This window comes from Mycobacterium sp., assembly GCF_044342925.1.
Lineage (GTDB): Bacteria > Actinomycetota > Actinomycetes > Mycobacteriales > Mycobacteriaceae > Mycobacterium.
On record NZ_JBIIOV010000041.1, the window covers coordinates 1 to 21372 of the forward strand.

Consider the following 21372-nt stretch of genomic DNA (forward strand, 5'->3'; position numbering starts at 1 on the left):
CGGCGTTGGCTCGGGTGATTCCGCGGTGGATGAAGTTGTCGGGTCCGAAGTTGGCGGATCGTGTCGATCAGTGGGTCGCCAAGGTCGATCCTGATGGTGTTCGGGTTCCGCCGTCGGTGGAGGAGAGCCGCTATGTTGAGGTGGAAGCGACCGTTCCGGGGATGGCCGGTATCTGGGCCAATATTCATGCCACTGATGCGGCGGCGTTCGATCAGCGCCTCGACGCTCTGGCCCGCACGGTATGTGCCGATGATCCGCGGACGGTGATGCAGCGGCGCAGCGATGCGGTGGGTGCACTGGCGGCGGGGGCGGAGAAGTTATTGTGCCAGTGCGGTTCTGAACAGTGCCCGGCGTTGGGGGAGGGTGGTGCGGCCCCGGTGGTGATCCATCTGGTGGCCGAGAAGGCCACCGTCACGGGCGCGGGGGACAACCCCGGTTACCTGCCGAAGTTCGGGATTCAGCCGGCCGAATCGGTGCGCCGTCACTGCACGACGGCGAAGCTCAAGCCCCTGGCCGCGCCGATTGAGTCGCAAATGGGGTATCGGCCGTCGGCGGCGTTGATGCGGTTCATTCGGTGGCGGGACCTGACCTGCCGATGGCCGGGGTGTGACGCGCCGGTGTGCGACGCCGACCATACGGTGCCCTATCCGGCGGGGCCGACCAGCCGGGGCAACCTCAAGCAATACTGCCGCGCCCATCATCTGGTGAAGACGTTTTATTGCGGGCCGGGCGGGTGGTCGGAGAGGCAGTTGGCTGACGGCACCTTGATCTTGACCTCGCCGACCGCGCATCGGTACACGACCGAACCCGAAGGGGCGCGGCTGTTCCCAGGGCTGGGTCCGTCGACGGAAACGCCCGCTGCGGCAGGAGCATTCACCACCGAACCCACCACGCCCCGAGCCAGACGCGGATTAGCGATGCCGACCCGCAAGCGCACCCGCGAGGCCGACCGGCGAGCCCGCATCGACCGGGAACGAAGAATTTGCGCAGACATGAACACCGCACGCCAGGTAGCACACGCCCGACTACTCGGCGAGAACGCAGCGGCCGACCCGCCGCCCTTTTAGGCGGGGCGACCGGGGCTATAACGGCGGCCGCCTAGAAGTCGAAGCCTCCGAAGTCGCCGCCGTCGAAACCGCCGCCGCCGAAGTCGCCGCCGAAGTCGCCGCCGCCGTCCCCGCCGCCGCCGAAGTCGCCGCCGCCCGCGTCCAGGCCCTGGTCGTATCCGGCGTCGAAGCCCTGATCGAACCCGGAGCCGTACCCGCTCTCAAAGCCGGAGGCGCCGTAGCCGACCCCGTGCATACCGGAGAACATCGCGTCGAACAGCAGCACCGACCCCAGACCCCAGGCGCCGGCCCGCAGTGCGGGCTTCCACCACGGCTCGGAGTACCAGCCGGCCGGTACCGGCCGCCCGGCGACACGGCCGCCCGGGTAGTAGTTCGGGGTGTTCGGCGACGGCACCGGGGAGGCTTCGATCTCGCGGCCCTCGAACTGGACGCGCCGGTCCTCGGTGACCACGCCGGCCGACTTCTGGCCCGAGATGGCCTCCAACTCCGGGCCGGGATCCATGCCCATCGCCGTGCGGGCGGCGCGCACGTAATACAGCCCTTCGAGTGCGCTCTCCTTGGCCAGCATCGCCTGCTTGGCGGTGGTGGCCTGCTCGATCTGGGAGGACGCCGCGGTGAAGCGTTCGGAGGCGTCGGCCAGCGCCTGCTGGGACGCCTGGTCGCTGCCGGTCAGGTTGAGCACCTGGCCGCCGAGGCGCTCGATCACCCTCCGGGCGTCGGCCTTGGCGTCGGCCAGGCTGGTGGCCTCGCGGTTGCCGGAATTGCGCTTGGAGCTCACCATCGTCAGAACCAGCAGACCCACGACAGCCAGCAGGATCAAGAGCAGGCCATTATTCATGCCGTCCACAGTACCGAGATTGCGGAAACCGGCAGCGGGACGGGAATTTGCCCCGTCGGCAGCGCGGCTACCGGGCGCCGAGCACCCGGTAGACCTCGTCGGATAGGGCGGTGGTTCGCGGGTCGGCGTTGCACTTGGTGGCGTCGAAATAGTTCATGACGTAGGCGTAGCCGATGCGGTGTTCGAGGTCGACGAACCCGTAGGACCCGCCGGAGCCGCCGTGGCCGAAGCTGCGCAGGTTCGGCCCGGCCACACCGCGCTGATTGAGCATGTAGCCCAGCCCCCAGCCGTGGTCTGCCACCCGGGGGCCGAGCACGACGTCGGGGTCGAACCCGCCTTGGGACACCCGCACCCGCTCCAGCTGCTCGCGGCCCAGGACCTTCTCCTGCGCCAGCCCGTTGTAGAAGGTGGCCAGGCCCAGCGCCGAGACGTGGGCGTTGGTGCCGGGGAACTCCGCGATGCGCCAGGTTCTGATGTCGTTGGAACCCAACTCGTCGTCGGGGACGAAGCCCATCGCCGCCGACAGACCGGCCATCGGGTGCTCGTCGAGGGACTTCGGGTGTCCCGGGGCGCCGCCGTTGGCCAGGACGTCGCGGATGTGCGGTTTGTTGATCATCTCGGCGCACCGGTGATGCTCGGACGCGGGCAAGCCGATGTGCACGTCGATGCCCATCGGCTCGGCGATCTCGGTGCGCAGGTACTGGCCGAGCGTGCGGCCGGTGACCCGACGGACCACCTCGCCGAGCACGAATCCGAACGCCACCATGTGGTAGCCCTGGGCGGTGCCCGGCTTCCACCATGGCTCGGAAGCCGCCAGCGCGTCGCACACCCGATCCCAGTCGGTGACCTCGCTCCAGTGCAGCCGGGTCCGCGGGGCGATCACCCCGGAGCGGTGCCCGAGCACCATCGCGACGGTGATGTCGCCCTTGCCGGCCTGGGCGAACTCCGGCCAGTACTGCGCCACCGGCGCCTGCAGGTCGATCTCGCCGCGGTCGGCCAACAGGTGCAGACACGTGCTGGTCAAACCCTTGCTGCCGGAGAAGATGCTGGCCAGCGTGTTCTCCCGCCACAGCCGCCGACGCTTGGTGTCGGCGTACCCGCCCCACAGGTTGACCACCAGATCGCCGTCCACCCAGACCGCGACGGCGGCGCCGACCTCGTTGTCGTGGGTGAAATTGCGTTCGAAGTTGGCGCGGACCGCGCCGAAACGGGGATCGCAGGTGCCGCCGATGGGGACGGTGGATGTCATGCGGGGGGCGCCTCCTGACCGAGAACCTTCCGGCCCGGGGCGAGCGCGTGGACCGACCCCGAATTTACGTCTGCCACAGTACCGAAAGCGGCCGGGAGTCGAATCGCCGCAGATTCGGGACCGCGTCGTTATTGGGCGGGTGGTGGCCGGGCCGGGACGGCCGGCCCGGTTCCGTGTGGAGCGGGCGACGGGAATCGAACCCGCGTAGCTAGTTTGGAAGACTAGGGCTCTACCATTGAGCTACGCCCGCGTGCTTGCGCGAGCCCAAATGTACCGGCGTCCTGTTGTCCGATTCCACTCGGACCCCTTCTGGGCCGTAGTATCGCCGGGCGAAAGCTAGAGCAGCGGGGTGTAGCGCAGCTTGGTAGCGCATCCGCTTTGGGAGCGGAAGGCCGCAGGTTCAAATCCTGTCACCCCGACACGCCCCCGGCACGACACGAGACCGTCACGACAAATAGGAGCAGCACCGTGAAGCACACCGTCGAGAAGCTGAGCCCGACTCGGGTTCGCATCAACGTGGAGGTGCCCTTCACGGAACTGCAGCCGGACTTCGACCGCGCCTACAAGCAACTGGCACAGCAGGTCCGGTTGCCCGGTTTCCGTCCGGGCAAGGCCCCGGCCAAGCTGCTGGAGGCCCGGGTCGGTCGCGGCGCCGTGCTGGAGCAGGTCGTTAATGAGGTGCTGCCGGCCCGCTACAGCGAAGCGGTGACCACCACCGAGCTGCGTCCGCTGGGTCAGCCCGACATCGAGGTCACCAAGCTGGAGGACGGCGAGGAGCTGGTGTTCACCGCCGAGGTCGACGTCCGCCCCGACATCGACCTGCCGGACCTGAGCACGCTGAACATCTCCGTCGACCCGATCGAGATCACCGACGAAGAGGTCGAGGCCGAGCTGCAGACGCTGCGCGCCCGGTTCGGCACCCTCAAGGGCGTCGACCGTCCCGCGAAGAACGGCGATTTCGTCTCCATCGACCTGTCCGCGTCGGTCAACGGCGAGGAGATCCCGGACGGCAAGGCCGAGGGGCTGTCTCACGAGATCGGTTCCGGCCAGCTGATCGAGGGTCTCGACGAGGCCATAATCGGCCTGTCCGAGGGCGAGTCCAAGACCTTCACCACCAAGCTCGTCGCCGGTGCGCACGCCGGTGAGGACGCCGAGGTGAGCGTGACGGTCACGACCATCAAGGAGCGGGAACTGCCCGCCGCCGACGACGAATTCGCCCAGCTGGCCAGTGAGTTCGACACCCTGGAGGCGCTGCGCGAGAACCTGACCGACCAGGTGCGCCGGGTCAAGCGCATTCACCAGGCCGAGACCATCCGCGACACCGCGCTGGAGACCCTGCTGGGCATGGTCGACGTGCCGCTGCCGGAGGCGATCGTGCAGGCGCAGGTCGATTCGGCGCTGCACAACGCCATTCACCCGCTGGACCACGACGAGGCCAAGCTGGCCGAGACGCTGGAGGCCCAGGGCAGCTCGCGCGAGAAGTTCGACGCCGACAACCTGGAAGCCGCCGAGAAGGCCGTCAAGACGCAGCTGCTGATGGACGCCATCGCCGACGATCTGGACATCCAGGTCGGCGAGTCCGACCTCACCGAGCGGCTGATCCTGATGTCGCGCCAGTACGGCATCGAGCCCCAGCAGCTGGTGGGCATGCTGCAGCAGCAGAACCAGCTGCCGGTGGTCTACGCCGACGTGCGCCGCGGCCTGGCGGTGGCCGCCGTGGTGGAGGCCGCGACGGTGACCGACACCAGCGGCGAGGTGATCGACACCGCCGAGTTCTTCGGCTCGCAGGGCGGCGCCGAGGACGAAGCCGAGGACGCAGCTGCAGGCGCCGCCAAGGCCAAAGGCAAGGCCAAAGGCAAGTCCAAAGACAAGACCAAAGATAAGACCGAGGACAAGGCCGAGGACAAGAGCAAGGCCAACTCCAAGGATGAAGCCAAAGACAAGGCCAAGGCCAAAGCGAAGGACAAAGCCGGCTCGGAAGCCGCCGCCGATTCCGACGCCGACGCCGACGCTAAGTAACGCCGACAGCGAAAGAGCACCTGCCTCGGCATGGTTCTTGGCTCCCGGTTGGTTAGGGTCGGTGAGACGGTCCGAGTTTTACTCATGAGAAAGCAGGTAAGCGTGACTCACATGCGTTCCGGCGTTGGGCTGAACCTTCAGGACTCGGTCTACGAGCGATTGCTGGCCGAGCGCATCATCTTCCTGGGTTCCCAGGTGGACGACGACATCGCCAACCGGCTGTGTGCGCAGATCCTGCTGCTGGCTGCCGAAGACCCCACCAAGGACATCTCGCTCTACATCAACTCGCCCGGCGGCTCGATCAGCGCCGGCATGGCGATCTACGACACCATGGTGCTGGCCCCGTGCGACGTGGCCACCTACGCCCTGGGCATGGCCGCCTCGATGGGTGAGTTCCTCCTCGCCGCGGGCGCCAAGGGCAAGCGCTACGCCCTGCCGCACGCCCGCATCCTGATGCACCAGCCGCTCGGCGGCATCACCGGCGGCGCCGCCGACATCGCCATCCAGGCCGAGCAGTTCGCGCTCATCAAGAAGGAGATGTTCCGGCTCAACGCCGAGTTCACCGGCCAGCCCATCGAGCGCATCGAGGCCGACTCCGACCGCGACCGCTGGTTCACCGCCCCGGAAGCCCTCGAGTACGGCTTCGTCGACCACGTCATCACCCGTGCGCACTTCAACGGAGGGTCCAATGCCTGATGCACTGCCTTTTTCCTCGGCCGATCCCCGGATGACCCCTTCGGCGCGCTACATCCTGCCGTCGTTCATCGAGCACTCCAGCTGGGGTGTCAAGGAGTCCAACCCCTACAACAAGCTGTTCGAGGAACGCATCATCTTCCTCGGCGTGCAGGTCGACGACGCCTCGGCCAACGACATCATGGCGCAGCTGCTGGTGCTGGAGTCACTCGATCCCGACCGCGACATCACCATGTACATCAACTCGCCCGGTGGCTCGTTCACCTCGCTGATGGCGATCTACGACACCATGCAGTACGTGCGCGCCGACATCCAGACGGTGTGCCTCGGGCAGGCCGCCTCGGCGGCGGCGGTGTTGCTGGCAGCCGGTTCCCCCGGCAAGCGGCTGGCGCTGCCGAACGCCCGCGTGCTCATCCACCAGCCGTCGCTGGGCGGGGTCATCCAGGGTCAGTTCTCCGATCTGGAGATCCAGGCCGCTGAGATCGAGCGCATGCGGACCCTCATGGAAGAGACGCTGGGCCGGCACACCGGCAAGGATCCGGCCGTCATCCGCAAGGACACCGATCGCGACAAGATTCTGACCGCCGAGCAGGCCAAGGAGTACGGGATCATCGACACCGTGCTGAGCTACCGGAAGCTGTCCGCGCAGAAGTAATGAGCCGCAGATGGTGCGACACGCCGGGGTGCCGGTGCTGCGCGCCGCAGCGCGGATGGTCGGGTTGAGGGATATCTTGATTTTCTCGACGGATATCGGCCGCCCCCCAGCTGAGCGAGCGGGTAGCGTCGAGGCAGACCGAGACCAGACTTAGCGAACGAACCGGCAAGACCGACCGCGAAGGAAGTAGGGCACACGCACCATGGCGCGCATCGGAGACGGCGGTGACCTGCTGAAATGCTCGTTCTGCGGGAAGAGCCAGAAGCAGGTCAAGAAGCTCATCGCCGGCCCCGGCGTCTACATCTGTGACGAGTGCATCGACCTGTGCAACGAGATCATCGAAGAGGAACTCGCCGACAACGACGACGTCAAACTCGATGAGCTGCCCAAGCCGGCGGAGATCCGCGATTTCCTGGAGAACTACGTCATCGGTCAGGACACTGCCAAGCGCACGCTGGCCGTCGCCGTCTACAACCACTACAAGCGCATCCAGGCCGGCGAGAAGCGTGACCCGCGGTCCGAACCCGTCGAGCTGGCCAAGTCCAACATCCTGATGCTCGGCCCCACCGGCTGCGGCAAGACCTACCTGGCCCAGACCCTGGCCAAGATGCTCAACGTGCCGTTCGCCATCGCCGACGCCACCGCGCTGACCGAGGCGGGGTACGTCGGCGAGGACGTGGAGAACATCCTGCTCAAGCTGATCCAGGCCGCGGACTACGATGTCAAGCGGGCCGAGACCGGCATCATCTACATCGACGAGGTCGACAAGATCGCCCGCAAGAGCGAGAACCCGTCGATCACCCGCGACGTCTCCGGTGAGGGCGTGCAGCAGGCGCTGCTGAAAATCCTGGAGGGCACCCAGGCTTCGGTGCCTCCGCAGGGCGGCCGCAAGCACCCGCACCAGGAGTTCATCCAGATCGACACCACCAACGTGCTGTTCATCGTGGCCGGCGCCTTCGCGGGTCTGGAGAAGATCGTCTCCGACCGAATCGGCAAGCGCGGCTTGGGCTTCGGCGCCGAGGTGAAGTCCAAGGCCGAGATCGACACCCAGGATCACTTCTCCGAGGTCATGCCCGAGGACCTGATCAAGTTCGGCCTCATCCCGGAGTTCATCGGCCGTCTGCCGGTGGTCGCCTCGGTGACCAACCTGGACAAGGAATCGCTGGTCAAGATTCTCTCCGAGCCGAAGAACGCGCTGGTCAAGCAGTACACCCGGCTGTTCGAGATGGACGGCGTGGAGCTGGAGTTCGACGAAGACGCCCTCGATGCCATCGCCGATCAGGCCATCCACCGCGGTACCGGCGCTCGCGGTCTGCGCGCCATCATGGAGGAAGTCCTGCTGCCGGTGATGTACGACATCCCCAGCCGCGACGACGTCGCCAAGGTGGTCGTCACCAAGGAGACCGTGCTGGACAACGTCCTGCCGACCATCGTGCCGCGCAAGGCTCCCCGCACCGAACGTCGGGATAAGACCGCTTAGTCCTTCGGCGGCTAGGTGATCCGGTCGGCGCGGCTGTAGACGTTCATCGAGTCGCCGCGCAGAAACGCCACCAACGTCAGCCCGGACTGGGTGGCCAGGTCCACCGCCAGCGATGACGGCGCGGACACCGCGGCCAGGACCGGAATGCCCGCCATCACTGCCTTCTGCGTCAGTTCGAACGACGCCCGGCCGCTGACCAGAAGCACCGTCTCGCCCAGCGGGATGCGCCCGGACTCCAGCGCCCAGCCGATCACCTTGTCCACGGCGTTGTGCCGGCCGACATCCTCCCGGACCGCCAGCATGGTGCCGTCGGCGCTGAACAGCGCCGCCCCGTGCAGGCCACCGGTGGTGGCGAAAACCTTTTGCGCCGAACGCAACTGGGCCGGCATCGCGGTGAGCGTCGCCGCCGGCACGGTGGAGGGATCGTCGCCGGGGGCGTGCCGGCTGGCCAGTCGCACGGCGTCCAGCGAGGACTTGCCGCACACCCCGCACGACGAGGTTGAGTAGAAGTTGCGGGTGACGTTCAGGTCCGGCAGCGTCACACCGGGCGTCAGGGTGACGTCGAGAACGTTGTAGCTGTTGACGCCGTCTTGACCTGCGCCTTGGCAGTAGCGCACCGTGGCGATGTCGTCGCGCTGGGTGATCAGCCCCTCGGTGATCAGAAAGCCCTGGGCCAGCTCGAAATCCGAGCCGGGCGTGCGCATGGTGACGGTGATGGCGGAGCCGTTCACGCGGATCTCCAACGGCTCCTCGACGACGAGTGTGTCGGCCCGCTTGGTTGTCGTGTCACCGGTGCGGTGGCTGACCCGCCGGCGTGCCGTCACCCGGCCCATGGCCCGGCTTTCTCCAGTCTCACTACGACGGCCTTCGACACCGGCGTATTGGACTTCACCGCAACATGATCCAGCGGCACCAGCGGGTTGGTCTCCGGGTAGTAGGCCGCCGCGTTGCCAGGCGGGGTGGGGTAGGGCACCACGAGGAAGTCCTTGGCCCGCCGCTCCGCTCCGCGGAACTCCGAGATCAGGTCGACGCGCTCGCCGCCGGCCAGTCCCAGCGCGGCGATGTCGGCGGGGTTGACGAACACCACCCGGCGGCCGCCCTTGACCCCGCGGTAGCGGTCGTCGAGGCCGTAGATGGTGGTGTTGTACTGGTCGTGGCTGCGCAGAGTCTGCAGCACCAGCCGTCCGGCCGGCACCGGAACCCAGTGCAGCGGGTAGGTGGCGAAGTTGGCTTTGCCGGTGGCCGTGGGGAATTCGCGGGAGTCCCGCGGCGGGTGGGGCAGTTGGAACCCGTCCGGCCGGCGCACCCGGCGGTTGTAGTCCGCGCAACCGGGCACCACCGCGGCGATCTCATCGCGGATGGTGTCGTAGTCGTGCGCGAAGCGTTCCCAGGGCACCGGATGCGCCGCACCGAGCACCCGGCGGGCCAACTGGCAGATGATCGCGACCTCGCTGCGCACCTGCTCGTCGGGCGGCGGCAGGCTGCCGCGGGACAGGTGCACCATCGACATCGAGTCCTCGACCGAGACCACCTGTTTGCGGCCGTCGACCACGTCGAGATCGGTGCGGCCCAGGGCGGGCAGGATCAGCGCGGTGCGGCCGTGCACCAGATGACTGCGGTTGAGTTTGGTGGAAACCTGAACCGTCAGTGCGCAATTGCGCAGCGCCGCCTCGGTGACCTCGGTGTCCGGGGTGGCCGAGGCGAAGTTGCCGCCCATCCCGATGAACACCGACGCCCGGCCGTCACGCATGGCCCGGATCGCGTTGACCGTGTCATAACCGTGCCGGCGTGGGGCGCTGATGCCGAACCGCGAATCCAGTGCGGCCAGAAAGGCTTCCGGCGCCTTCTCCCAGATCCCCATGGTGCGGTCACCCTGAACGTTGGAGTGGCCGCGCACCGGGCACACGCCGGCGCCGGGCTTGCCGATCATGCCGCGCAGCAGCAGCACATTGGTGATCTCGGCAATGGTCGCCACCGCATGGGTGTGCTGGGTCAGGCCCATCGCCCAGCAGACGATGGTGCGTCGGGACCTGGCCAGCATGTCGGCGACGCGGCGCAGTTGCGCGCCGGTGATACCGGTCGCGTCGAGCACGGTGTCGAGGTCCACCGCTCGGGCCAGCGCGGCGTAGTCGTCGTAGCCCTGGCAGTGCGCCGCGATGAAGTCGCGGTCGACGACGGTGCCGGGGGCCTGATCGTCGGCGGCCAGCAGCAGCCGGGCCAGACCCCGGAACAGGGCCATGTCGCCGCCGATGCGGATCTGCACGAACTCGTCGGCGACCGGCATTCCACGACCGGCGACGCCCCGCACCGTCTGCGGATCGTTGAAGCGGATCAGCCCGGCCTCCGGCAGCGGGTTGACCGCGACGATTTTGGCGCCGTTGGCTTTCGCCTTCTCCAGCACCGAGAGCATGCGGGGATGGTTGGTGCCCGGGTTTTGCCCGGCGATGACGATCAGGTCGGCGTGCTCGATGTCGGCGACGGTCACCGAGCCCTTGCCCACGCCGATGGATTCGATCAGCGCGGTGCCGGAGGACTCGTGGCACATGTTGGAGCAGTCCGGCAGGTTGTTGGTGCCGAAGCTGCGGACCATCAGCTGGTAGAGGAACGCGGCCTCGTTGCTGGTGCGGCCGGAGGTGTAGAAGACCGCCTCGTCTGGGGAGTCCAGAGCCTGCAGGTGCTCGGCGATCAGGGCGAACGCCTCGTCCCACCCGATCGAGCGGTAGTTCGCCTCGCTCGGCCGGAGCACCATCGGGTGGGTCAGCCGGCCCTGCTGGGACAGCCAGAACTCCGGGCGGTCAAGAAGTTCGGCGACCGGATGCCGCGCGAAAAACTCGGGGGTGACCGTCCTGCGGGTGGCCTCCTCGGCGACGGCTTTCGCGCCGTTCTCGCAGAACTCGATGCGTTTGCGACCGCCCTGCTCCTCGGGCCACGCGCAGCCCGGGCAGTCGAAACCGTCGCGCTGGTTGACCTTGGCCAGGGTGCTGACGGTGCGCACGGCACCCATCTGGGCGAGGCTTCGTCGCAGCGCCGCCAGGACGGCGGGTACGCCGGCGGCGGCGGTCTTCGGGTGCTGGACGCGGATCCCGTGCTCGTCATAGTCGGCAGGGGAATCGGCGCCGGGCATGGCGTCAAATCTATTCCTCAACCCCTCGGAGGCACCGGCGAAGGCCGAATACGGGTGGTGGTCTAATTCTTAAGATTCACTGACGCACAGACGTGACCAACGACACACCGAGGTCGACGGTCGTCGAAGATCACGCCGCTGAGCTGTGAGTTCGTCGAGAAATCGACGGCGTGTTCGCTTTCGGCTTCGGCAAAGCTTGCCTAAGAAAGTGCATAATCGTTACCGCGAGTAGCAGAAATTTCCGCCGTACCTCAAAAAGAAAGGCGGCGACGTGGGTCCGAACGGCAACGGAGCTGCGCTGAACCGACACCGACTCGAGAAGGTCGTCATCCGGTTCGCCGGGGACTCCGGCGACGGCATGCAGCTGACCGGTGACCGGTTCACCTCCGAAGCGGCGCTGTTCGGCAATGACCTTGCGACGCAACCGAATTACCCCGCCGAGATCCGCGCACCAGCAGGGACCCTGCCTGGCGTCTCGTCGTTCCAGATCCAGATCGCCGACTACGACATCCTCACCGCCGGTGATCGCCCGGACGTGCTCGTCGCGATGAACCCGGCCGCGCTCAAGGCCAATATCGCCGACCTGCCGCGCGGCGGCACCGTGATCGCCAACTCCGACGAGTTCACCAAGCGCAACCTGGCCAAGGTGGGCTACGTGAGCTCTCCGCTGGACACCGGCGAGTTGTCGGACTACCTCGTCCACGCCATCCCGATGACCACCCTGACTCTCGGTGCGGTGGAGCCGATCGGCGCGACCAAGAAGGACGGCGAGCGCGCCAAGAACATGTTCGCCCTGGGTCTGCTGTGCTGGATGTACGGCCGGCCCATCGAGGCCAACGAGACGTTCATCCGGGAGAAGTTCGCCCGCAAACCCGATATCGCCGAGGCCAACGTGCTGGCGCTGCGAGCCGGCTGGAACTACGGCGAGACCACCGAGGCGTTTGCCACCACCTACGAGGTGGCGCGGGCCAAGCTGGCAGCGGGGGAGTACCGGCAGATCTCCGGCAACACCGCCCTGTCCTACGGGATCATCGCCGCCGGTCAGCTCGCCGACGTCCAGGTGGTGCTGGGCAGCTACCCGATCACCCCGGCCTCGGACATCCTGCACGAGCTGTCCAAGCACAAGAACTTCAACGTGATGACCTTCCAGGCCGAGGACGAGATCGCCGGGATCGGCGCGGCCCTGGGCGCGTCCTACGGCGGGGCGCTGGGCGTCACCAGCACGTCGGGTCCCGGTGTCGCGCTGAAGTCGGAGTTCATCGGCCTGGCCGTGATGACCGAGCTGCCGCTGCTGGTCATCGACGTGCAGCGTGGCGGCCCGTCGACCGGGCTGCCCACCAAGACCGAGCAGGCCGATCTGCTGCAGGCCATGTTCGGCCGCAACGGCGAGTCCCCGGTGCCAGTGCTGGCCCCCTGCGCACCGTCGGACTGCTTCGGCATCGCGGTCGAGGCGGCCCGGATCGCCCTGACCTACCGCACACCGGTGTTCGTGCTGTCCGACGGGGCGATCGCGAACGGCTCCGAGCCGTGGCGCATCCCCGATGTCAGCACTTTCGAGCCGATCGAGACCGGATTCGCCCGGGCCGGTGAGCCCTTCGCGCCCTACGCCCGCGACCCGCTGACCCTGGCCCGGCAGTTCGCGGTGCCGGGGACGGCCGGGCTGGAGCACCGCATCGGCGGTCTGGAGAAGGCCAACGGGTCCGGTGATATCTCCTACCAGGGCGACAACCACGACCAGATGGTGCGGCTGCGGCAGGCCAAGATCGATGGCATCGCCGTGCCGGACCTGGAGGTCGACGACCCCGACGGCGACGCCGAACTGCTGCTGCTGGGCTGGGGAAGCTCGTTCGGACCGATCGGCGAGGCCTGCCGTCGGGTCCGCCGCCGCGGAGTGAAGGTGGCCCACGGCCAGCTCCGCTACCTCAACCCGTTGCCGGCCAATCTCGGTGAGGTGCTGCGCAAGTACCCGAAGGTAGTGCTGCCGGAGATGAACCTCGGCCAGCTGGCCCTGCTGCTGCGCGGGCGTTACCTGGTCGACATCCAGTCGGTTACCAAGGTGGCCGGGATGGCTTTCCGCGCCGACGAGATCGAGAGCGTCATCGACGCGGCCCTCGTCGGAACGTTGAGCCAAATCGAAAGCGACAAAGCCAAATTCGCGCGACTCACGGCAGCCACCGTGGCGGCGGACGTCGGGGCGGGAGCCAGCCGGTGAGCCAACGCATGACGAACCTGATCGGGACCGATCTCGGACTCTCCAAAGTGGCCGGAGTTCCGACCACCGACGTGCCGCAGAAGTCCAAGGACTTCACCAGCGACCAGGAGGTGCGCTGGTGCCCGGGCTGCGGTGACTACGTCATCCTCAACACGATCCGCAACTTCCTGCCCGAACTCGGCCTGCGCCGGGAGAACATCGCCTTCGTCAGCGGCATCGGCTGCTCCAGTCGCTTTCCGTACTACCTGGAGACCTACGGCTTCCACTCCATCCACGGTCGCGCACCGACCGTCGCCACCGGCCTGGCTCTGGCCCGGCCGGACCTGTCGGTCTGGGTGGTCACCGGCGACGGCGACGCGCTGTCCATCGGCGGCAACCACCTGATCCACGCGCTGCGCCGCAATATGAACATCACCGTGCTCTTGTTCAACAACCGGATCTACGGGCTGACCAAGGGGCAGTACTCACCGACCTCCGAGGTCGGCAAGATCACCAAGTCCACCCCGATGGGCTCACTGGACCAGCCGTTCAACCCGGTGTCGGTGGCCCTGGGGGCCGAGGCGACGTTCGTCGGCCGGGCGCTGGACTCCGACCGCAAGGGCTTGTCGGAGGTGCTGCGCGCCGCCGCCGCGCACCGCGGCGCGGCCCTCGTCGAGATCCTGCAGGACTGCCCCATCTTCAACGACGGCTCGTTCGACGTGCTCCGCAAGGACGGCGCTGAGGAGCGCGTCATCCGGGTGCAGGACGGGGAGCCCATCACCTTCGGGGCCGACGGCGAATACTGCGTCGTGCAAAGCGGCTTCGGACTCGACGTCGCCAAGACCGCGGACGTACCCGCCGATCAGATCGTGGTGCACGACGCCCGGGCCGACAATCCGGCGTACGCCTTCGCGCTGTCCCGGCTCAGCGAGCAGAACCTCGAGCACACCGTGATGGGGATTTTCCGGCAGGTCAGCCGCCCCACCTACGACGACGCCGCCCGTGAGCAGATCGCGGTGGCTCGTGACACCGTCCCGCACGACACCGCCGCTCTGCAGGCGCTGCTGCGCGGACGCGACACCTGGACTGTGGACTAGTCGGATGCCCCCGCGCGACGCCCTCGCGGCTGTCGTGCTGGCCGGCGGGGCGTCGCGGCGGATGGGTCGCGACAAGGCCACCATGCCGCATCCCACCACCGGGGTCACCATGGTCGAGCACACCGTCGGCGTGCTGTCGCGGCGCTGTGCGCGGATCTTCGTCGTGGCGGCGCCCGGTCAGCCGCTGCCGGCACTGGACGCCGAAATCCTGCGCGACGAGGTGCGCGGTTCCGGCCCGCTGCCGGCCACCGGCGTGGGTCTGCGGGCCGCTGAGGTCGCGGGACTGGACCGGGCGTTCGTCAGCGCGGTCGACATGCCCCACCTCTCTATCGAACTGGTCGACGAGCTGGCCGCCCACACCGGCGTCGATGTGGTGCTGCCCTGGGACGGCCGCGACCACTACTTGGCCGCGGTCTACCGCACGGCGCTGGTCGACCGTATCGAGGAGCTGTTCAGCGCCGGTGAACGCAGCATGCGGGCGTTGACCGGCGCGGTGCTGACGCAGCGGGTGGTGACGGCGCAGACGGCGGCGCTGACCAATCTGAACGCGCCGTCCGACCTGCGCTGATAATCCCTTGGGGCCGATGTGGCCCACGGTGCTGATTCGCACTGGCGATGTTATCAATGTGACAAATGTGAATTTTGTGAATTAGATCTCTGTGGGCCGCTTCACAAATAGGGTGTGATCTCGGTCACAGTAATGACGGTGCCGTCATCGTCGGAGGGGTGCTGACACGCCGTTGTGACCTGCGGGGGACCCGGAATTGTCACGGTTGTGATCGATCTGTTATAGGCGAGAAATTGCCGCGTCATTGACGTGACTTGCCATAACGCACTCACGTACCGTTCTACCCGGTCTACGAAAAGGCCAAACAATTCCAGATCAGAAACCCTGCGTGTGTAGCGGGGCTGGGTCCGCGAGTAGTGCGGAAACGGTCCCCGCTGTCGTGCCAGACCGAGACGGCACGACTTGGACCGCCTTCGGCTTTATCCCGATAGCAAATCCGGCGCACGCTCGGCGAAAGGAAAGATTGTTGAAGAACTTCCGCAACACGCTGGGAACGGCTCTCAAGGTGGCCTCGGTCGCCGGCGCGATGGCCGTGGCCCCGATCGCACTGGGCGCCGGCACGGCTAACGCCGACAGCGTCAACTGGGACGCCATCGCGGCCTGCGAGTCCAGTGGCAACTGGTCCATCAACACCGGCAACGGCTACTACGGCGGCCTGCAGTTCAGCCCGTCGACGTGGGCGGCCAACGGTGGCAGCGGTATGCCGCACCAGGCTTCTCGCGAAGAGCAGATCCGGGTGGCCGAGAACACCCTGCGCACCCAGGGCATCGGCGCCTGGCCGTCCTGCGGTGGGCTTGGCTGACGCAAGCGATACCTGACAAAGGTGGCGCCGGAGAGATCCGGCGCCACCTTTTTTGTGTCGCTGACATTGACGTCAGGCCGACGACACGAACCCTGGCGTAACAACCCTTCCGGCGGCTGCGATGTCCCCATCACAACCGCGCGGTGCCTTCGGAAGGGACTCCATGATCACGTCCATTTCTTCGGGGATCCGCAGAATCGTCACCATGGTCGCCTTCGCACTGGGTGCGGCCCTGGCGGGATTCGTGCTGGGCAGTGGCACCGCCGCGGCGGACAGCAGCGTCAACTGGGATGCCATCGCCAAGTGCGAGTCCGGCGGCAATTGGGCGATCAACACCGGCAACGGGTACTACGGCGGCCTGCAGTTCAGCCCCGCCACCTGGAAGGCCAACGGCGGCGCCGGCATGCCGCACCAGGCCTCGCGGGAAGAGCAGATCCGGGTGGCCGAGAACGTGCTACGCACCCAGGGCATCGGCGCGTGGCCGTCGTGCAGCAAGCAGGCCGGCGCGCCGCGGATCCCGGCAGCCGGGTCGGCCACACCGGTCGTCTTCGCCCTGCCGGCCAGTGAAACGGTCACCGCCTCGGCGCCGTCGGCCCAGTGCCCGGCAATGGGACGCGGCCCGCTGGGCCTGGTGGACTGGGGTCAGATCTGCACCGTTTTGACCGACCCGGGCGCGGCTTTCGCCAGCGCGCTCGGCATTCGTTGAGCGCTGCCGCCGGCCCGCCTCAAGCGCTGCGGCGGCGGTAGGTTTACCTGCATGACCCAGCGTGAATTCGACATCGTCGTTTACGGAGCCACCGGTTTCGTCGGCAAGCTCACCGCCGAGTACCTCGCCAAGGCCGGCGGGTCCGCTCGCATCGCCCTGGCCGGTCGGTCCGCCGAACGGCTCGCCCAGGTGCGCGACAGCCTCGGTGAGAAGGCTCGCGACTGGGAGATCCTGCAGGCTGACTCGGCCTCGCCGGCCTCGCTGGAGGCGATGACCGCACGCACCCGGGTGGTACTCACCACGGTCGGCCCTTACAGCCGCTACGGCATTCCGCTGGTCGCTGCGTGCGCGAAGACCGGCACCGACTACGCCGACCTCACCGGCGAGGCCACGTTCGTCCGCCAGAGCATCGACGAGTTCCACAAGCAGGCCGTCGACACCGGAGCCCGCATCGTGCACGCCTGCGGGTTCGACTCGGTGCCCTCCGATATGACGGTCTACGCGCTGTACCGGCGCGCCCGCCAGGACGGCGAGGGCGAGCTGCTGGACACCAACTTCGTGCTGCGGGGGGCTTCCGGCGGCGCGTCCGGCGGCACCATCGCCTCGGGGGTCGAGGTGCTGCGGGCGGCGTCGGAGAACCCCGAGACTCGCAAACTGCTCGCAGACCCCTACACGCTGTCCCAAGACCGTGGCGCCGAACCGGAACTGGGCGCCCAGCCGGACCTGCCGTGGCGGCGCGGCCGCGACATCGCACCGGAACTGGCGGGGGTGTGGGCCGCTGGATTCATCATGGCGCTGTACAACGCCCGGATCGTGCGGCGCAGCAACGCACTGCTGGACTATGCCTACGGCCGCCGGTTCCGCTACGCCGAATTCGTCGGCATCGGCCCGTCGGTGACGGCGCCTGTGGTCTCCGCGGCCCTCACCGCCGCCACCGCCGCCGGCGCCCTGGCGGGCAGCCGGTTCTTCCGGTTCTTGCCGCAGCGGCTGGTCGAGAAGGTGCTGCCCAAGCCCGGCACCGGCCCCAGCGAGAAGGTCCGCGAGAACGGCTACTACAAGGTGGAGACGTACACCACCACCAGCACCGGCGCGCGCTATGTGGCCCACATGTCGCAGAGCGGCGACCCCGGCTACAAGGCCACCTCGGTGATGCTGGGTGAGTGCGGCCTGGCACTTGCCCTCGACCGGGACAAGCTGCCCGAGGTCTACGGCGTTCTGACTCCCGCGGCCGCCATGGGCGACGCCCTGCTGGCCCGGTTCCCGGGCGCCGGGATTTCGCTGGAAACGACGCGGCTCAATTCCAAGCCCAAAGCATAAATCTGTGCATGACCGGCCCTCGCTGACTACTGTCGAAGCAGTTCCGGCGCTGACAACTGTCGGAGCTGTTCCGACGTTGACTACTGTCGGAGCATTTCCGACAACCGCCGCGCGTGGCGCCTCACTCCGAAAGTAGAACCCCAACATGGCCGGTCTCGACGACCTCTTCAACCAGATCCCGGTGGCGGACCTCGCCAACAAGCTCGGAGCCGACCCCACCGAGGTGGCGCAGGCCGTCCAGACGCTGATCCCGACCCTGCTGGGCACCATGCATGAGAACGTCGCGTCGGAGGACATCGATTCGACCCACCTGGAGTCGACCGCCGTTGCCACCGGCCAGAGCGATCTGCTCGACGGCGGCGTGAACGTCGACCAGCTCGACGAGAACCAGGGCAACCAGATGGTCGCCAGTCTCTTCGGCGGCAACGATACCAATCAGGTGGCCTCCGCGCTGGCCGGGGCTGGCGCCCCGGGCGGTGACCTGATCAAGCGGCTGCTGCCGATGCTGGCCCCGATCGTGCTGGCGTACGTGGGCCGGCAGTTCTCCCAGCGGGGCAACGCGGGTGCCGGCGCTGCGCAGGCGCAGGCGCAGGCGGCGCCGGGCGGCGGCATGGGAGACGTGCTGGGCAGCATCCTCGGCGGCGGCGGCGCCAGGGGCGGCGGCAACCCGCTGAGCAGCATCCTCGGCGGTGTGCTCGGCGGCGGCCAGGGCGGCGCGATCGGCAACATCCTGGGCGGCCTGCTGCGCGGCGGCCGCTGACGCATTCGGTGTGACGCAGGCCCCCGGCCAGGTCGGTCGAGGGCCTGCGTTTCTCCGTTCCTAGACTTGACCGGTGCCTGACGACTCCCGTGCCGCCGCAGATTCTCCACCTGGCCCAGAGGGCCTGCCCAAGGCGTGGGATCCGGGTGCGGTAGAGACCGACCTGTACCAGGGTTGGGTGGACGCCGGTTACTTCACCGCCGACGCCTCCAGCGGCAAGCCGCCGTACTCGATCGTGCTGCCGCCGCCGAATGTGACCGGCAGCCTGCACATGGGGCACGCGCTGGACCACACCCTGATGGACGCGCTGACCCGCCGCAAGCGCATGCAGGGCTACGAGGTGCTGTGGCTCCCCGGTATGGACCACGCCGGCATCGCCACCCAGACGCTGGTGGAAAAGCAGCTCGCGGCCATCGGGGAGACCCGGGAGGGTCTGGGCCGGGAGCGGTTCACCGAGAAGGTCTGGGAGTGGAAGCAGCAGTCCGGCGGCACCATCGGTGCGCAGATGCGCCGGCTCGGTGACGGGGTCGACTGGAGCCGTGACCGTTTCACCATGGACGAGACGCTGTCTCGTGCCGTGCGCACCATTTTCAAGCGGCTCTACGACGCCGGCCTGATCTACCGGGCCGAGCGGCTGGTGAACTGGTCGCCGGTGCTGCAGACGGCGATCTCCGATCTGGAAGTGAAATACGAGGAAGTCGAAGGCGAACTCGTCTCCTTCCGGTACGGCTCACTGGACGACGCGCAGCCGCATATCGTGGTGGCCACCACCCGGATCGAGACCATGCTCGGCGACACCGCGATTGCCGTCCACCCCGACGACGACCGCTACCGCCACTTGGTCGGCACGACGCTGCCGCACCCGTTTCAGGACCGGGAGATCGTCGTAGTGGCAGACACGCACGTCGACCCCGAGTTCGGCACCGGCGCGGTGAAAGTCACGCCCGCACATGACCCGAACGACTTCGAGATCGGGCTGCGGCACAACTTGGCGATGCCGTCGATCATGGACACCCGCGGCCGGATCGTGGACACCGGAACGCAATTCGACGGTATGGATCGGTTCGAGGCCCGGGTCAAGGTTCGCGAAGCGTTGGCCGAGCAGGGCCGGATCGTCGCCGAGAAGCGGCCTTACCTGCACAGCGTCGGGCATTCCGAGCGCAGCGGCGAACCGATCGAGCCGCGGCTGAGCCTGCAGTGGTGGGTCAAGGTCGAAGCCCTGGCCAAGGCCGCCGGCGACGCTGTTCGCAACGGCGACATCGTCATTCACCCCAAGAGCCTGGAACCGCGCTGGTTCGCCTGGGTCGACGACATGCACGACTGGTGCATCTCCCGGCAGCTGTGGTGGGGCCACCGCATCCCGATCTGGCACGGACCCGACGGCCAGGCGGTGTGCGTCGGGCCCGACGAAACCCCGCCGGAGGGCTGGGAGCAGGACCCCGACGTCCTGGACACCTGGTTCTCGTCGGCGCTGTGGCCGTTCTCCACGATGGGCTGGCCGGACCGCACCCCGGATCTGGAGAAGTTTTATCCCACCAGCGTGCTGGTCACCGGTTACGACATTTTGTTCTTCTGGGTGGCGCGGATGGTCATGTTCGGAACCTTCGTCGCCGACGACGACGCCATCACCTCCGGCGGCGGCCCAGGAGGAAAAAGGGGCCCACAGGTGCCGTTCGAGAATGTGTTCCTGCACGGGCTGATTCGCGACGAGCACGGCCGCAAGATGAGCAAGTCCCGGGGCAACGGCATCGACCCGCTGGACTGGGTGGAACTGTTCGGTGCCGACGCGCTGCGATTCACCCTCGCCCGCGGCGCCAGCCCGGGTGGTGACCTGTCCATCGGCGAGGACCATGCGCGAGCCTCCCGGAACTTCGCCACCAAACTGTTCAACGCCACCCGGTTCGCGCTGATGAACGGGGCGGCCCCGGCGCCGCTGCCCGCGCAGAGCGAACTGACCGACGCCGACCGCTGGATTCTGGGCCGTGCCGAACAGGTACGCGCCGACGTCGACGCGGCCCTGGACGGATACGAGTTCAGCCGGGCCTGCGAAGCGCTCTACCACTTCGTCTGGGACGAGTTCTGCGACTGGTATCTGGAGCTGGCCAAAGTGCAGATCGCCGAAGGCGTTTCGCACACCACCGCGGTATTGGCAGCGGTGCTGGACACCCTGCTCAAACTGCTGCACCCGGTGATGCCGTTCGTCACCGAAGTGCTGTGGAAGCAGCTGACCGGTGAGGAGTCTCTGGTGATCGCCGAGTGGCCCACCGCTTCCGGCATCGGACTGGATAGCACTGCCGCGCAGCGCATCTCCGACATGCAGAAACTGGTGACCGAGGTCCGCCGATTCCGCAGCGACCAAGGCCTGGCCGATCGGCAGAAGGTGCCGGCGAGACTGGCGGGCATTGTCGACGCCGGACTGGAAGCTCTGGTGGCGCCGGTGACCGCGCTGGCGTGGCTGACCAACCCCGACGACGAGTTCCGGGCATGCGCCCAGGTCGAGGTCCGGCTGTCGGGCGGCACCGTCGGCGTCGAACTGGACACCTCCGGCACCGTCGACGTGGACGCCGAGCGGCGCCGGTTGGAGAAGGACCTGGGCGCCGCGCAGAAGGAATTGGCCACCACCACAGCCAAACTCGGCAACGACGCCTTTCTGGCCAAGGCGCCTGCCGACGTCGTCGATAAGATCCGCGATCGCCGGAAACTGGCGAGCGAAGAAGTGGACCGGATCACCGCGCGCCTGGCTGCGCTTGCATGACCGATCCCGGAGAACCTTCGTGGGCCGCCGCCGACGAGCCGACGCCCGACG

Annotated in this window: 15 protein-coding genes, 2 tRNA genes and 2 pseudogenes; 14 read left to right on the forward strand and 5 right to left on the reverse strand. The window is 67.7% G+C overall.

The genetic code is table 11. The features are described from left to right. Positions 1-1067 (forward strand): HNH endonuclease signature motif containing protein (locus ADBZ6I_RS06485; protein WP_526382049.1); only part of this gene is annotated, 1067 nt, incomplete at its 5' end. A gap of 31 nt (positions 1068-1098) precedes the next feature. Here ADBZ6I_RS06485 and ADBZ6I_RS06490 read toward each other — a convergent pair. The 3 genes from ADBZ6I_RS06490 to ADBZ6I_RS06500 all read right to left on the reverse strand — a co-directional run bounded on the left by ADBZ6I_RS06490 (position 1099) and on the right by ADBZ6I_RS06500 (position 3404). Then, positions 1099-1905: a DUF1542 domain-containing protein gene (locus tag ADBZ6I_RS06490; RefSeq protein WP_526382051.1), complete on the reverse strand. Its 807-nt coding sequence runs from the start codon at positions 1903-1905 to the stop codon at positions 1099-1101. Positions 1906-1972: 67 nt separating this feature from the next. Continuing rightward, the gene (locus ADBZ6I_RS06495; RefSeq protein WP_526382053.1) at positions 1973-3154 is read right to left on the reverse strand and encodes a serine hydrolase domain-containing protein; all 1182 of its coding nucleotides are present in this window, start codon (positions 3152-3154) and stop codon (positions 1973-1975) included. Between the two features lie 176 nt (positions 3155-3330). Next, a tRNA-Gly gene (locus tag ADBZ6I_RS06500) sits at positions 3331-3404 on the reverse strand. Positions 3405-3499: 95 nt separating this feature from the next. Between ADBZ6I_RS06500 and ADBZ6I_RS06505 the strand changes: the two genes are divergently transcribed. The 5 genes from ADBZ6I_RS06505 to clpX all read left to right on the forward strand — a co-directional run bounded on the left by ADBZ6I_RS06505 (position 3500) and on the right by clpX (position 8001). Beyond that, a tRNA-Pro gene (locus ADBZ6I_RS06505) sits at positions 3500-3573 on the forward strand. A gap of 49 nt (positions 3574-3622) precedes the next feature. Then, positions 3623-5173, forward strand: a complete 1551-nt coding sequence (tig, locus tag ADBZ6I_RS06510; protein WP_526382055.1) for a trigger factor — start codon at positions 3623-3625, stop codon at positions 5171-5173. Between the two features lie 84 nt (positions 5174-5257). Next, positions 5258-5869, forward strand: coding sequence for a ClpP family protease (locus ADBZ6I_RS06515; RefSeq protein ID WP_526382057.1), 612 nt, complete (start codon positions 5258-5260; stop codon positions 5867-5869). Between the two features lie 31 nt (positions 5870-5900). Next, complete coding sequence (locus ADBZ6I_RS06520) at positions 5901-6521, forward strand: ClpP family protease (RefSeq protein ID WP_526382075.1); 621 nt, start codon at positions 5901-5903, stop codon at positions 6519-6521. Positions 6522-6723: 202 nt separating this feature from the next. After that, positions 6724-8001, forward strand: a complete 1278-nt coding sequence (clpX, locus tag ADBZ6I_RS06525) for an ATP-dependent Clp protease ATP-binding subunit ClpX (protein WP_313675288.1) — start codon at positions 6724-6726, stop codon at positions 7999-8001. An 11-nt stretch (positions 8002-8012) separates the two neighbouring features. Here the strand turns inward: clpX and fdhD are convergent, their stop codons facing one another. Further along, positions 8013-8834 carry a formate dehydrogenase accessory sulfurtransferase FdhD gene (gene fdhD / locus ADBZ6I_RS06530; protein ID WP_526382059.1) on the reverse strand — a complete coding sequence of 274 codons (822 nt, stop codon included), beginning with the start codon at positions 8832-8834 and terminating at the stop codon, positions 8013-8015. Further along, positions 8822-11125: an FdhF/YdeP family oxidoreductase gene (locus tag ADBZ6I_RS06535; protein ID WP_526382061.1), complete on the reverse strand. Its 2304-nt coding sequence runs from the start codon at positions 11123-11125 to the stop codon at positions 8822-8824. Before ADBZ6I_RS06535 ends, fdhD begins: the two co-directional genes overlap by 13 nt. A gap of 271 nt (positions 11126-11396) precedes the next feature. On the opposite strand from ADBZ6I_RS06535, the gene ADBZ6I_RS06540 reads away from it, so the two are divergent. The 8 genes and pseudogenes from ADBZ6I_RS06540 (at position 11397) to ADBZ6I_RS06575 (ending at position 21321) form a co-directional block, all read left to right on the forward strand. Beyond that, positions 11397-13337, forward strand: coding sequence for a 2-oxoacid:acceptor oxidoreductase subunit alpha (locus tag ADBZ6I_RS06540; protein ID WP_526382063.1), 1941 nt, complete (start codon positions 11397-11399; stop codon positions 13335-13337). An 8-nt stretch (positions 13338-13345) separates the two neighbouring features. Continuing rightward, positions 13346-14413: a thiamine pyrophosphate-dependent enzyme gene (locus ADBZ6I_RS06545; RefSeq protein WP_526382065.1), complete on the forward strand. Its 1068-nt coding sequence runs from the start codon at positions 13346-13348 to the stop codon at positions 14411-14413. 4 nt (positions 14414-14417) lie between these two features. After that, a complete protein-coding gene (mobA, locus tag ADBZ6I_RS06550; RefSeq protein WP_526382067.1) occupies positions 14418-14981 on the forward strand; it encodes a molybdenum cofactor guanylyltransferase in 564 nt (187 codons plus the stop codon). A gap of 568 nt (positions 14982-15549) precedes the next feature. Next, positions 15550-15783 (forward strand): annotated as a pseudogene (locus ADBZ6I_RS06555) (transglycosylase family protein); the annotation flags it as partial. A gap of 277 nt (positions 15784-16060) precedes the next feature. Further along, positions 16061-16489: pseudogene (locus ADBZ6I_RS06560) on the forward strand (transglycosylase family protein); the annotation flags it as partial. Between the two features lie 51 nt (positions 16490-16540). Next, on the forward strand, positions 16541-17806 hold the full coding sequence (locus ADBZ6I_RS06565) for a saccharopine dehydrogenase family protein (RefSeq protein ID WP_526382069.1): 1266 nt from the start codon (positions 16541-16543) through the stop codon (positions 17804-17806). Positions 17807-17951: 145 nt separating this feature from the next. After that, positions 17952-18566 carry a DUF937 domain-containing protein gene (locus tag ADBZ6I_RS06570; RefSeq protein WP_526382071.1) on the forward strand — a complete coding sequence of 205 codons (615 nt, stop codon included), beginning with the start codon at positions 17952-17954 and terminating at the stop codon, positions 18564-18566. A gap of 73 nt (positions 18567-18639) precedes the next feature. Further along, entirely contained in the window at positions 18640-21321 is a 2682-nt protein-coding gene (locus ADBZ6I_RS06575) for a valine--tRNA ligase (RefSeq protein WP_526382073.1), read from the forward strand. Positions 21322-21372 lie beyond the last annotated feature (51 nt).

What these genes read in the sequence shown, in the direction of transcription:
- ADBZ6I_RS06535 (WP_526382061.1), bottom strand. Translation starts at nt 11,125, where the DNA reads ATGCCCGGCGCCGATTCCCCTGCCGACTATGACGAGCACGGGATCCGC.
- ADBZ6I_RS06495 (WP_526382053.1), bottom strand. Translation starts at nt 3,154, where the DNA reads ATGACATCCACCGTCCCCATCGGCGGCACCTGCGATCCCCGTTTCGGC.
- clpX (WP_313675288.1), top strand. Translation starts at nt 6,724, where the DNA reads ATGGCGCGCATCGGAGACGGCGGTGACCTGCTGAAATGCTCGTTCTGC.
- ADBZ6I_RS06515 (WP_526382057.1), top strand. Translation starts at nt 5,258, where the DNA reads ATGAGAAAGCAGGTAAGCGTGACTCACATGCGTTCCGGCGTTGGGCTG.
- ADBZ6I_RS06565 (WP_526382069.1), top strand. Translation starts at nt 16,541, where the DNA reads ATGACCCAGCGTGAATTCGACATCGTCGTTTACGGAGCCACCGGTTTC.
- ADBZ6I_RS06520 (WP_526382075.1), top strand. Translation starts at nt 5,901, where the DNA reads ATGACCCCTTCGGCGCGCTACATCCTGCCGTCGTTCATCGAGCACTCC.
- ADBZ6I_RS06490 (WP_526382051.1), bottom strand. Translation starts at nt 1,905, where the DNA reads ATGAATAATGGCCTGCTCTTGATCCTGCTGGCTGTCGTGGGTCTGCTG.
- mobA (WP_526382067.1), top strand. Translation starts at nt 14,418, where the DNA reads ATGCCCCCGCGCGACGCCCTCGCGGCTGTCGTGCTGGCCGGCGGGGCG.
- ADBZ6I_RS06570 (WP_526382071.1), top strand. Translation starts at nt 17,952, where the DNA reads ATGGCCGGTCTCGACGACCTCTTCAACCAGATCCCGGTGGCGGACCTC.
- ADBZ6I_RS06545 (WP_526382065.1), top strand. Translation starts at nt 13,346, where the DNA reads ATGACGAACCTGATCGGGACCGATCTCGGACTCTCCAAAGTGGCCGGA.
- fdhD (WP_526382059.1), bottom strand. Translation starts at nt 8,834, where the DNA reads ATGGGCCGGGTGACGGCACGCCGGCGGGTCAGCCACCGCACCGGTGAC.